The 13,014-nt window shown below is 70.7% G+C and carries 8 protein-coding genes; 5 read left to right on the top strand and 3 right to left on the bottom strand.

All coding sequences use genetic code 11. The features are described from left to right. Positions 1–27 precede the first annotated feature (27 nt). A complete protein-coding gene (locus ABUW04_RS35695) occupies positions 28–855 on the top strand; it encodes a GntR family transcriptional regulator (RefSeq protein ID WP_030260975.1) in 828 nt (275 codons plus the stop codon). A 106-nt stretch (positions 856–961) separates the two neighbouring features. After that, positions 962–2,059 (top strand): glycosyl hydrolase family 18 protein, encoded by a 1,098-nt coding sequence (locus tag ABUW04_RS35690; RefSeq protein WP_380568552.1) that lies wholly within the window; start codon positions 962–964, stop codon positions 2,057–2,059. A gap of 63 nt (positions 2,060–2,122) precedes the next feature. On the opposite strand, the gene ABUW04_RS35685 is transcribed toward ABUW04_RS35690, so the two are convergent. Beyond that, positions 2,123–6,130 (bottom strand): glycoside hydrolase family 3 C-terminal domain-containing protein, encoded by a 4,008-nt coding sequence (locus ABUW04_RS35685; RefSeq protein ID WP_380568551.1) that lies wholly within the window; start codon positions 6,128–6,130, stop codon positions 2,123–2,125. A 383-nt stretch (positions 6,131–6,513) separates the two neighbouring features. After that, on the bottom strand, positions 6,514–7,104 hold the full coding sequence (locus tag ABUW04_RS35680) for a TetR/AcrR family transcriptional regulator (protein ID WP_380568550.1): 591 nt from the start codon (positions 7,102–7,104) through the stop codon (positions 6,514–6,516). Positions 7,105–7,229: 125 nt separating this feature from the next. Between ABUW04_RS35680 and ABUW04_RS35675 the strand changes: the two genes are divergently transcribed. Beyond that, a complete protein-coding gene (locus ABUW04_RS35675) occupies positions 7,230–9,413 on the top strand; it encodes an MMPL family transporter (RefSeq protein ID WP_380568549.1) in 2,184 nt (727 codons plus the stop codon). A 58-nt stretch (positions 9,414–9,471) separates the two neighbouring features. Here the strand turns inward: ABUW04_RS35675 and ABUW04_RS35670 are convergent, their stop codons facing one another. Continuing rightward, a complete protein-coding gene (locus ABUW04_RS35670) occupies positions 9,472–9,972 on the bottom strand; it encodes a MarR family winged helix-turn-helix transcriptional regulator (protein ID WP_380568548.1) in 501 nt (166 codons plus the stop codon). Positions 9,973–10,188: 216 nt separating this feature from the next. Between ABUW04_RS35670 and ABUW04_RS35665 the strand changes: the two genes are divergently transcribed. Both ABUW04_RS35665 and ABUW04_RS35660 read left to right on the top strand, forming a co-directional pair. Next, positions 10,189–11,076, top strand: coding sequence for an NAD-dependent epimerase/dehydratase family protein (locus ABUW04_RS35665; protein ID WP_380568547.1), 888 nt, complete (start codon positions 10,189–10,191; stop codon positions 11,074–11,076). Between the two features lie 182 nt (positions 11,077–11,258). Continuing rightward, complete coding sequence (locus ABUW04_RS35660) at positions 11,259–12,983, top strand: carbohydrate binding domain-containing protein (protein WP_449341765.1); 1,725 nt, start codon at positions 11,259–11,261, stop codon at positions 12,981–12,983. Positions 12,984–13,014: the final 31 nt, after the last annotated feature.

Below are 13,014 nucleotides of genomic sequence, written 5' to 3'. Positions count from 1 at the left end.
GGTGATGTCCGGAGGACTGGTAAGCGAATGGTCAGCAATGAGAGCCGTGGGCAGAAGCGGGAACGCATCCGTGAACACCTGCTCGACCTCGTCGAGACGACCCGGGTCGGCGCGATGATCCCGGGCGAACGGCAGCTCTGCGAGGAGTTGGCGGTGTCCCGTCCGACCCTGCGCTCGGTCGTCGACGACCTGGTGCGGGACGGGCTGCTGGTCCGCGAGCACGGCCGCGGTGTGTTCGTCGCCAAGGCCAAGGTCGCCCAGCACCTCGCCCAGACCGCCGGCCAGGCCCTCGGGGTCGGCGGCGTGGACGGCGACTGGACCAGTCGCACGGTGGACTTCCGCAGCACCACGGCCGGGCCCAGGATCGGTCGGCGGCTGCGGGTGTCCCCGGGCGAGCCGATTCTGCGGATCATCCGGCTGCGGAGCGTGGACGCCGTCCCCATGTCGGTGGAGACGCTCTACGTCCCGCAGTCCCTGGTCCCCGGGCTGACCGCGCTCGACCTGGAGGAGCACTCCTTCTACCAGCTCCTCGGGCGCCGGTTCGGCATCCTGCTCAGCGACGCCTCGCAGATCATCGAACCCACGGTGGTCGACGAGACCGAGGCGGAGATGCTGGGCGTCCCGCTGCACGCCCCGGCGCTGCTCTTCGAGCGGGAGACCAGGGACGCGGACGGCCGGGTGGTGGAGTTCACCCACTCCGTCTACCGGGGCGACCGCTACCGGATCTCCACCCAGCTCTCCCTGGCCGCACGGCCCGACAACGGCCGCGTGCTCGGCGGTTCCTGGTCGGCGGCCACGACGGTGCCCGGTGCGGACACCCTCGTGGTGGACCCGTACTGGACCGACAAGGAGTAGTCAGCAGCACCCCCACTGAATCCCACCGCGCCGGCCCCGCCGGGTCGGCGCGGTGATCCCGCACGCCCCACGAAGGGAACGGATCATGCTTCGTCGCACTCTTGTCATGTCCGCCACGGCAGTCTGCGCGGTGGCCGCCGTCAGCGCCGGCTTCACCGTCGCCAACGCCGGGACCGGCACCGGAACCGGTCTCAAGGCCCAGGCCGGCGCCGCCCTCCAGCAGAAGTCCGCCACCTCCGGCGTCGAGCTGGAGACCTGGCTCTACGGCGGCTCGACCGGCGACAGCGAGTGCACCGCCGCCTCCGAGTACGCCGACAACCGGGTGAAGAACGGGGCGCTCAAGCCCGAGTACTGGTCGGTCACCGGCAAGGGCAAGGTCACCCTGGAGAGCGCCACCAGCGGCAGCTGCAACGGCTACAGCGCCGCGAACGTCGCCGACCTCAAGGCGCACTCCGCCTACCAGTACCCCACCATCTCGGGGATGACCACGGCCGACGTCCACGCCCTGGTCAGCAGCAGCGCCAACCGCAGCGCCGCCGTCTCCCAGCTCAGCTCGCTGGTCTCCAGCGCCGGCCTCAGCGGCGTCGACGTCGACCTGGAGGACTACTGGTCCTGGAGCACCGCCGACTTCGGCAACTACAAGACCTTCCTCGGCCAGCTCGCCACCGCGCTGCACGCCAACGGCAAGAAGCTGCTGGTCGACGCCCCGGCCATGACCGAGGACGCCTCCTTCTACGACTACGCCGCGGTCAGCGCCGAGGGCGTCGACGAACTGGAGATCATGGCCTACGACGAGGAGTTCGACACCCCGGACGGCTCCCGCTGCCTGCCGATCACCCCGTACGCCTGGCTCAAGCAGGTCACCCAGTACGCCCAGAGCAAGGTCCCGGACCCGTCCCGGCTGGTCATCGGCCTGCCCTCGTACGGCATCAGCGCGCCCGACCCGTGCGACCTCAACAACGTCACCGGCAACATCCAGTTCAGCGCCATGAAGAAGAGCCCGGGCTTCTCCAGCAACGCCTCGACCATCGCCGCGCGCCGCGACCCGTCCTCCGGCGAGATCCGCTGGGTCTCCGGCGGCACCCTGTACGACTACGTGGACAGCACCGCGCTCAACGCCAAGCTGGCGGTACTGACCTCACTGGGCGTCACCAAGGTCTCGGTATGGTCCCTGGGCGGCGGCAACCCCTGGTTCACCGGCTGAAACCGGTGCCTGACGCCCGGTCACGGAACCCCCACCCATGACCGGGCGTCACGACCGCTCAGGTCACTGGACCACCGACCACACGAAGGTGGCCGAGCCGGAGACCTGGGCCTGGTCGGTCGCGGTCACGGTCACCGTGTAGGTCCCCAGCGTGCTGCTGGAGCCGGAGACGGTGCCGTTGGACGCGATGGTGATGCCGGGCGGCAGCCCGGTCGCGGTGAAGGTGAGGGCCGCCGACGCGTTGGAGTCCACGGCCTGGACGGGGAAGGAGACCGCCGCACCCTTAGGGCTGCTGTAGCCGAACGGGTTGACCACCCCGACCGTCTCCGCGCCCGCCACGCCCGAGTTCGGGGTGACGTTGGCGCTGACCGCGGTGTTGGCCAGGGAGACCCCCGAGGCCGAGGCGCCGGCCGCGACCTGGCCGGTCAGGGTCTGGGCCAGCGTGGTCGAGCCGGTCAGCGGCAGGTTGTTGGACGCGTCCCCGACCTTGATCGAGTACGTGCCCGCCTGGGCCTCCCAGCGGTTGTTCGCCGCCGACCAGGAGGCCAGGTCGTGGACGGTCAGCGGGAAGGTGACGGTGGTGCTCTGGCCGGGGTTGAGGGTGACTCGCTGGAAGCCGCTGAGCTGCTCCGGCGGGTCCTGGCTGGCGGCGGGGTCGCCGACGTACAGCTGGGCCACGTCCGTGCCGGCCACCGACCCGGTGTTGGTGACGGTCGCGGTGGCGGTCGCCGTGCCGTTGGCGTTGAAGGCGCCGACGTTGAGGTTGGCGAAGGAGAAGGTGGTGTAGGACAGCCCGAACCCGAACGGGAAGGCGGGGGTGATGTTCTGGGACTGGTACCAGCGGTAGCCGATGTCGACGCCCTCGCTGAAGCTGACGCCGGCCGAGGTGCCCGGCCACTGCGCGGTGGTCTGCGCCGGGACCTGGCTGACGCTGCCGGGGAAGGTGACCGGCAGCTTGCCCGACGGGTTGGCGGTGCCGAAGATCAGCGCGGCCATCGCGGCGCCGGTCTCCTGTCCGCCGTACCAGTTCTCGAACACCCCGGCGACCGAGTTGAGCCAGGGCATGACCACCGGCGAACCGCTGTTGACCACCACGATGGTGTGCGGGTTCGCCGCCGCCACGTCCGCGATCATCGTCTCGTCGGTGCTGGAGAGGTCGAGCGTGGTCAGGTCGCTCTCCTCGCCCTCCGGGGCGTTGACGTAGATGATCGCGTCGGTCGCGGCCTGGGCCGCGGCGACGGCCTGCGGGATGTCGGTGGTGCCGTTGTCGTTGCCCTGGGTGTAGGTGACCTTGACGTTCGGTCCGACCGCGTTCTGGATGCCGGTGATCGGCCAGATGGTGTTGGAACTGGTGACCGTACCGCTGCCGCCGCCGGCGAGCTCCACTCCGGCGCCGCCGTCGGTGCCGATCACCGCGATCGACTCGCTGCCGTTCGGGTTGAGCGGCAGCAGGCCGTTGTTCTTCAGCAGGACGCTGCCCTCCTCACTGAGCTGCAGCGCGGTCTGCTGGTGCGCCGCCGAGGTGACGGTGGCGGAGAGCGAGCCGGTCTGGGGGTTGTCGAACATCCCGAAGGCGAACATCTGGGTGAGGATCCGGGCGACGTTGGCGTTGAGCGTCGCCTGGCTCAACGTGCCCGCGGTGAGCGCCGCGGAGAGCGCTGCGGCGTCGGAGAACGGCATCGCCACGTCCATGCCGGCCTCGGTCGACGGGACGCTGGAGTAGTCGGCGCCCCAGTCCGAGGTGATGTAGCCGCCGAAGTTGGCCTCCCCGTCCAGCCCCTTCTGCTGGATGTCGGCGTTCTGGCAGGAGGCGGCGCCGTTGACGACGGCGTAGGAGCACATCATCGCGGCCGGCGCGGACTTCTCGATGGAGGACTCGAACGGTGCCAGGTAGAGCTCCTCCAGGGCTTTCTGACTGACCGTCTCATTGCTGTTGCCGTTGGGGTACTGCTCCTGGTCGTAGGCCGCGGTGTGCTTGACCATGGCCATCACGCCCTGGCTCTGCAGACCCTGGACCTCGGCCGAGGTGATCCGGCCGGCCAGGTACGGGTCCTCGCCGTAGGTCTCGTAGGTCCGGCCCCAGCGCGGGTCGCGCACCAGGTTGGTGGTCGGGCCGAGCGAGACGTTCACGCCCTTGCCGGCGAACTCGTTGCCGATCGCCGAACCCTCCTGCTGGATCAGCGTCGGGTCCCAGGTCGCGGCGGCGTTCTCGCCGTCCGGGAAGGCCGTCACGCCGCCGGTCCCGTCACCGACCCCGTTGGGTCCGTCCTGCATGTTGGTGGGTGCGATGCAGAGGTTGGGGATGCCGGGGATGTGGCCGATGTAGGACGAGGTGCCGTCGCCGGCGACCAGGCTGAGCTCCTCGGACTGGTCCATGGTGTTGAGCACTTGCTGGACCCGCTGGGCGACCGGCGCGGTGGAGCCGACCCAGGAGCAGGTCCCGTTGCCGCCGTTGCCATTGCCGCCGGTGACCGGGGCCACCGTGGTCAGGCCGTAGACGTCGAGCTCGAAGATGGAGTAGCCGAACTGGGTCGCCCGCGCCGTGCCGTACACCCGGAGGTAGCGGTCGGTGGCCGAGACGGCTATCGACTGGTTGCCGCCGGTGCCGGTGGTGGTGGAGTAGACCGGGGTCCAGGTGGAGTTGTCGTTGGACACCTGGACCTGGAAGGCCGAGGCGTACGCGTCCTCCCAGAGCAGGTTCACGCTGCAGATCTGCTGCGGGGCCCCGAGGTCGACCTCCAGCCACTGCGGGTCGCTGGCCGCACTGGACCAGCGGGTGCCGGGGTCGCCGTCGGTGGCGTCGGGCGCCGGGTAGTCGGTGGCGTCCTGCGTGGAGGAGGCCGTGGTCGGCTGGTCCAGCGCGAGGTCCTGGGTGCCGCAGTACTCGGTCGGACCGGTGCCGCCGCCCCCGCCGCTCGACCCCTGGGTGAAGGCCAGGTAGTGCAGGTTCCAGCCGCTGGAGTCCTGGACCACGGTGAGGGTCTGCTGACCCGCCGTCAGGCTGACGCTGGCGGTGACGGTGGCCCAGGTCTGGTAGCCGCCGGTGCTGGGCACGGCGACGGCGCCGGTGAGGTTGGTGCCGGCGGCGTTGGCGATGTGCAGCGCGTCGGCGTTGGCGCTGGGCGCGGCCACCCGCAGGCTCACCGTGTAGATCCCGGCGGTGGCCACCTGGACGGTGTACTTGAACCACTGTCCGGACGTGGTCCAGCCGAGGTTGTAGCCGCCCCCGGCGGCGCTGGTGTCCTGGGTGTCCGCGCTGGCTTCGAGGTCGACGCCGTCGGTGCGGTAGCTGTTGGCGGTGCCGTTGGCGACGCTGACGCTGTAGCCGACCCCCTGGCCGCCGGTGTCGTAGTTGGCCGCCTGCACGGTGCCCGGCACAGGTGCGGGCGTCCCGCCGAACGGCTGGTCGCCGCCGGTGCCGCCACCGCCGCTGGAGGCGAGGGTGAAGGCCAGGTAGTGGAAGTTCCAGCCGTTGGAGTCCTGGTCGACGGTGAGGGTCTGCTGACCCGCCGTCAGGCTGACGCTGGCGGTGACCGTGGTCCAGGTCTCGTAGCCGCCGGTGTTGGGGACCGCGACGGCGCCGCTGAGGTTGGTGCCGGCGGCGTTGGCGACGTGCAGCGCGTCGGTGATCCCGTACGGCGAGGAGACCCGGAAGGCGACGCTGTACGTCCCGGCGGTGGCCACGTTGACGGTGTACTTGAACCACTGTCCGGCCGTGGTCCAGCCCATGTCGTCGGCGCCGCCGGCCGGGGTGGTGTCCAGGGTGTCGGCGGTGGCCTCCAGGTCGACGCCGTCGGTGCGGTAGCTGTTGGCGCTGCCGTTGGTGGAGCTGACGTTGTAGGCGACCCCCTGGCCGCCGGTGTCGTAGTTGGCCGCCTGGACCGTGCCCGGCACGGCGGCCGCGGTGCCGCCGAAGGGGGCGCTGGTGGCGGCGTAGGCCGCGGTGTGCGCACCGGCGAGCGACAGGGCCAGCAGGGCCACCACGGTCAGCAGCGCGCGGAACGCGGGCCTGCGGCGGGGCGCTCGCCTTCTGCCGCGCAACGGCGGCAACGGGTGGGGGAGAAGCCTCATGCCTTGTCCGTACCTTCCTCTGTGGATCGAATCGGTCATGGGTGGGACCGGGACGCCCAGGGGCTCGCCGAGGCAGGGTGGTGCTACAACTGTGGTACTGGGTTGGGTAGTTGGTCGACGGCAGGCCGGTTCGACCGGTGGGCACGGGTGTGGACGGGCCCAGCCGGTGGAACCGGGCGCGGTTGACGAGCCTGAGCGGGAGAGCGCTCTCTCACGGTTTAAGGCACGCCTCAGTACATGTCAAGGAGTGCGACGGACCGGAACCCCTCCGCCGCCCTGCTCCCGTGCGTCCCTGTCGCCCCTGACGGACCGACAAGTCCTGGTCGGGGAGCGGTGCGAGGCGGTGAGGTTGTGAGGCGGTGAGGTTGTGAGGCGGTGGCCGGTCAGCAGTCGCGGGCGGCGCCGATGATGGCGCGCAGGTAGCGCATGAACTGCCGGTGTGCCTCCTGCGGTACGCCGTTCTTGAGGGCGATCATCACGTAGTCGCCGACGGCGGCGCTCACGGCGGCGTTGGCGACGGCGGTGAGCGGGTCCCCGGGGGCGAGGCCGAGCTCCGCCACCAGGGCGGGTCCGCTGAGGCGTCCGACGTCGGTCATATGGGTGGTGGAGACGGCCTGCAGCGCCGGATTGGCGTCGTACATGGCGGCCACCAGCCGTGCCAGCTCCGGATCCGTGGTCTCGGCCTCGCCGAGCATCCAGTGGTCGATGACCTCGCTGAACGACAGCTCCGGGTGGTCCGTGAAGGTCGCGGCCAGCCGCACGGTGATGTCGTCGGCGGCCGACGTGGCGATGTCGATCTTGTTGGGGAAGTACATCCGCACGGTGCGTGGCGCGACCTCGGCCGCCTCGGCGATGTCGGCGATGGTGGCGCCCTCGTAGCCGCGCTCGGTGAAGAGTCGGATCGCGGCGTGCTGGATGGCCGTCCGGCGCTTGGCCTTGGACCGTTCACGCAGGGATGTCGCCGCTTCAGCCATGGCAGCACTCTAGCAGGAACGGCATATTTGCCACCTGAGATACTTTTGCCTATGGTGGCAAATAAGGCGGTGGTGGGGGACGCGACCGCTGCGCCCCCTTCCCGGACGAACGAGGAGCTCCTGCCTTGTCCACGTACCTGTACCGTCTCGCCCGATGGTGCTTCCGCAACCGCTGGAAGACGCTGGCCGCCTGGGTGGCGGTGGTCGTCGCCGCGGTCGTGATCGCCGGCGCGAGCGGCGGCAAGACCAACGACGCCCTGACCATCCCCGGCACCGAGGCGCAGCAGGCGCTGACCCTGCTGAAGGACCGGCTGCCCGCCGCCTCCGGGGCCTCCACCCAGGTGGTGTTCGCCGTCAAGGACGGGGACATCACCAGCCCCGCCAACCGGGCCGCCATCGACCGGGCCGTCACGGCACTGGGCGGGGTCAGCCAGGTCACCAGCGCCACCAACCCCTTCCAGGCCAAGGCGGTCTCGCCGGACAAGCGGGTCGCGCTGGGCAGCGTCACCTACGACGTGCAGTCCGCAGAGGTCAGGACCAGCACGGTGGACCAGCTGGAGCCGGCCGTCTCGGCCGCCCGCGACGCCGGGGTCCAGGTGGAGTTCGGCGGCGCGGTCTACCCCAAGGCCGCAGCCGGCGCCGACTCCGAGGCCATAGGCATCGCCGTCGCGCTGGTCATCCTGTGCCTGACCTTCGGCTCGCTGGTCGCGGCCGGCCTGCCGATCATCACCGCCTTCTTCGGCCTGATCACCACGATGATGGGCATCACCGCGCTGGCCTCGGTCACCGACATCGCCTCCTCGGCGACCTCGGTCGCCACCATGCTCGGCCTGTCCTGCGGCATCGACTACGCCGTGTTCATCCTGGCCCGCTACCGCACCTACCTGCTGGAGGGCCACGAACCCGAGGACGCAGCCGGTCGCGCGGCCGGCACCGCCGGAAGCTCCGTGGTCTTCGCCGCCCTCAGCGTCGTCATCGCCCTGTGCGGCCTCTCGGTGGTCGGGATCCCCTTCCTGACCACGATGGGCCTGGCCGCCGCAGCCACCGTCGCCCTGGCCCTGCTGGTGGCGCTGACCCTGGTCCCGGCCGCCTTCGGGGTCCTCGGCAGGCGCGGGGCCCGCTTCAGCCGACTGCCACTGCTGCGACGCGCCGAACCCGCGAGCCGCACCGCCGCCACCGAGCCCGAGAAGCTGACCGGCACCCGCTGGGCCCGCTGGGTGGTACGCCGCCGCATCCCGGTGCTGGTCGTCGGCGTCATCGCGCTGGGCGTCCTGACCGTCCCGGTGGCGAGCATGGACCTCGGCGTCCCCGGCAGCAACGCCCTGTCCACCAGCGACACCTCCCGCCGCGCCTACGACCTGACCACCGCTCACTTCGGCCCGGGCTACAACGGTGCGTTGACCGTCGTGGCCGACGACGTGACCACCGCCGGCCAGGCCCAGCGGATCAGCGACGCGATCAGCGAGGTCCCCGGCGTCGCCTCGTCCTCGGTCGCCGTCGCCACCAACGGCATCGCGCTGATCAACGTGATCCCGACCACCGGCCCCAACGACCCCGCCACCACCGACCTGGTCCACCACATCCGGGACCAGCGCACCGCCCTGGAGTCCGGCACCGGCGCCCACCTCCTGGTCGGCGGGGTCACCGCCACCAACATCGACGTCTCCGGCAAACTCGCCGACGCCCTGCCGGTCTTCCTGCTCACCGTGGTGGCCCTGGCGCTGGTGCTGCTCACCTTCGCGTTCCGGACCGTCATCGTGCCGATCAAGTCCGTCATCGGCTTCCTGCTGTCGGCCGGCGCCGCGTTCGGCGCCCAGGTCGCCGTCTTCCAGTGGGGGTGGGGCAAGAGCCTGCTGGGCATCGAACCCACCCAGACCTTGAGCTTCCTGCCGGTCATCCTGCTGGCGATCATGTTCGGGCTGTCCAGCGACTACGAGGTCTTCGTCGTCTCCCGCATCAAGGAGCAGTTCACCAGGACCGGTGACGCCCGCAGGGCGGTGGTGCTGGGCACCGGACAGTCCGCCCGGGTCGTCAGCGCGGCCGCACTGATCATGGCGTCGATCTTCGTCTCGTTCATCTTCTCGCCGGAACCGACCATCAAGGAGATCGGTTTCAGCTTCGCCGTCGGAGTCCTGGTGGACGCCTTCGTGGTCCGGCTGACCCTGGTCCCCGCCGTGATGGCCGTGCTGGGCGCCAAGGCCTGGTACCACCCGCGTTGGTTCTCCCGCTACGTTCCCGACCCCGACATCGAGGGCGAGCGCCTCGACGACCGGCTCGGCGACGGCAAGCACCGCCTGACCAAGGTCTGACGCGGTCCCAGGGCGACCGACGACCGACTCGCCGTGCGCGCCGGGTCCCTCCTGGGGCTCAGCGCGCCGGTGAGTCGATCCGTTGCACGATCCGCTCGGCGTCCTGGCCGAGCCGGCGCAACCGCTCGGCGGACAGGTTGTCGACCATCAGGTGGCGCACCAGCGCCACATGGCCCGGCGCCGCCTCCTCCAGCTTGCGCATCCCGGCCGGCAGCAGGCCGGCGTTGGTGAAGCGCCCGTCGACCGGGTCCGGATCGCGGCGTGCGTAGCCGCGCGACTCCAGACGTTTGACCAGGTGGGACAGGCGCGACAGGGACACGCTGGTCATCTCGGCCAGCCGGCTCATCCGCAGGGTCCGGTCCGGCGCCTCGGCGAGCATCGCCATGGCCATGTACTCGGTCATGCTCAGGTCGGCGTCGCGCTGCAACTGGGCGTCGATCGCCCAGGGCAGCCGGGTGATCAGTCGGACCACAGAGAGCCAGGAGGCCAGCTCACCGGGGGTGAGCCACAGGTCGGCGTGGTCGTCGGCCGCCTGGGGCGGGTCTTTGAGGGTGGTCATGGTCCGGGAGTACCAGTCCTTCCAATGCAGGGGTCGAGACTAAAACATGGTCACATGAATATTCAAGTAAATGGAAGCCCTGGTGCTGTGGGTAGACGTGGGGCGCGGGGCGATGATGCCTGGGAGTTTGACTTGACGGTTCAAGTGAAGCAGGCCTAGGGTCGATGTCGAAGGCACAAGTTGGAACCTCGTTACCAGACAGGAGGCCAGCGGGCCATGAACATCGCACTCACTGGAGCAACCGGGTTCGTCGGATCACACGTCCTTGCCGAACTGCTCGACCACGGCCACCGGGTGACCGCACTCGTCCGCGACGCCGCCCAGGCGGACGCGGTCGCCGCGCGCGGCGCCACCCCGGCCGTGGTCGACCTCTACGACCGGCAGGCGCTGGCGCGTCTGCTCGGCGAGGCGGACGGCGCCGTCCACACTGCCAGCCCCGGCGATGCCACCAGTGCCGGCCTGGACTCCGCCGTGGTCGACGCGGTGATCGACGCCTACGCCGGGACCGGCAAGCCCTACCTGCAGATCAGCGGTCTGTGGGTGTACGGCGACAACCCCTCGATCAGCGAGGAGTCCGCCTTCGACGCGCCCGCGCTGGTGGCCTGGAAGGAGCCGATCGAGCGACGGGCGCTCGAGGCGAAGGACGTGCGCACCGCCGTCATCGTCTCCAGCGTCGCCTACGGTGACGGCGGCGGAGGGATCCCCGGGCTGCTGCTGGGCTCGCCGCGGGACGAGGCCGGCAGGCTGGTCATGGTCGGCACCGGGCGGCAGCGCTGGTCCACCGTGCACGTGGCCGACCTGGCGGAGGTCTTCCGGCGGGTTCTGGAGGACGACTCGGCGCGCGGCTACTACGTGATCGCCGACGGCCGCACCCAGACGGTGGCCGAACTGACCGAGGCGGCCGCCGTCGCCGTCGGCGCCGCGGGGGCGGTCCCCGGCTCCGACGAGGAGGCGCGGGCGCGCCTGGGCGACTACTTCGCCGAAGTCCTGCTGCTCGACCAGGCCTCCGTCGCCACCAGGGCCCGCACCGAGCTGGGCTGGTCCCCGTCGCGTCCGTCGCTGGTCGAGGAGTTCCGCAACGGCAGCTACCGCAGCGGCAGCTGAGCAGGCGTCACCCCGGTCAGGGAGACCCGCTCCCTGCCATTGGTCCAGACCTATTGACGGGCTTCCCCGCCCCTTCTACGCTCCGTCCGGCAGCCCCACATGTCCCCACCTCACCCATTGCCGGGCGCAGCACCCCCACGTGCCAGTCATGTCCATGGCGCCCGGCGGGAAGGGAGCACAGCATGTTCCGTCGGAGGTCGCGTACCCCACGCCTTTCGGGCGATGGTCACCCCTGTCCGGATCCCGGCCGCCTCGGAGGCGACCGGGCCGGGCGCGCTCAGCACCGGCCAACCGTCCTGACGCGCACCCTCGCCGCGGTGAGCGCCGCCGTGGTCATCGGTACCGGCATCGTCGCCCTGGGCTCCGGCTCGGCCGGGGCCGCCACCACCAACCTGGTGGCCAACCCCGGCTTCGAGAGCGGACTGTCCGGCTGGACCTGCTCCAGCGGCTCCGGTGCGGCGGCGGTCAGCAGTCCGGTCCACTCCGGCGCTTCCGCGCTCAAGGCCACACCGACCGGCCAGGACGACGCCCAGTGCACGCAGACCGTCAGCGTGCAGCCCAACTCCCAGTACACGCTGAGCGCCTACGTCCAGGGCAGCTACGTCTACCTGGGTGCCACCGGCACCGGCGCCGCCAGTGACCCGTCCACCTGGACGCCGAGCAGCGCGTCGTACAGCCAGCTCAGCGTCGCCTTCACCACCGGGGCGAGCACCACCTCGGTGACCGTCTACCTGCACGGCTGGTACGCGCAGCCCGCCTACTACGCCGACGACGTGTCGCTCACCGGCCCCGGCGGCAGCACCCCGCCGCCGACCACGGCGCCGCCCACCACCGCTCCGCCCACCACGGCCCCGCCGACCACGGCCCCGCCCACGACGGCGCCGCCGACCACTGCTCCACCGACCACAGCGCCCCCGACCACCGCGCCGCCGACCACCACCCCGCCGGGCTCGACCTGCGCCACCAAGCCCAGGCCGTCGGGCAAGGTGCTGCAGGGCTACTGGGAGAACTGGGACGGCGCCCTCAACGGAGTCCACCCCGGCCTGGGCTGGATCCCCATCACCGACAGCCGGATCGCCGCGCACGGCTACAACGTCATCAACGCCGCCTTCCCGGTGATCCTCTCCGACGGCACCGTCGAGTGGCAGGACGGCATGGACACCAACGTCAAGGTCGCCACCCCCGCCGAGATGTGCCAGGCCAAGGCGGCCGGGGAGACGATCCTGATGTCCATCGGCGGTGCCGCGGCCGGCATCGACCTCAGCTCCAGCGCCGTCGCCGACCGGTTCGTGGCGACCGTCGTCCCGATCCTCAAGGCGTACAACTTCGACGGGATCGACATCGACATCGAGACCGGCCTGACCGGCAGCGGCAACATCAACACCCTCTCCACGTCCCAGGCCAACCTGGAGCGCATCATCGACGGCGTACTGGCCCAGATGCCCGCGGGCTTCGGGCTGACGATGGCCCCCGAGACCGCGTACGTCACCGGCGGAAGCATCACCTACGGGTCGATCTGGGGCGCCTACCTGCCGATCGTGAAGAAGTACGCCGACAACGGCCGCCTGTGGTGGCTGAACATGCAGTACTACAACGGCAGCATGTACGGCTGCTCCGGCGACTCGTACCAGGCCGGTACGGTCCAGGGCTTCACCGCACAGACCACCTGCCTGAACAACGGCCTGGTGGTCCAGGGCACCACCGTCAAGGTGCCGTACGACAAGCAGGTTCCCGGCCTGCCGGCCCAACCCGGCGCGGGTGGCGGCTATATGACGCCGAGTCTGGTCAGCCAGTCGTGGAACGCCTTCGGCGGCGCTCTGAAGGGGCTGATGACCTGGTCGCTCAACTGGGACGGCTCGCTGGGCTGGACCTTCGGCGACAACGTCAAGTCCCTCCAGGGGCGTTGACGTATATGTGAGCCGTGGGCGCCCCGCACCC

This window comes from Streptacidiphilus jeojiensis, assembly GCF_042510965.1.
Taxonomy (GTDB): Bacteria; Actinomycetota; Actinomycetes; order Streptomycetales; family Streptomycetaceae; genus Streptacidiphilus; species Streptacidiphilus jeojiensis.
This window is presented reverse-complemented; position numbering and strand designations above follow the sequence as displayed.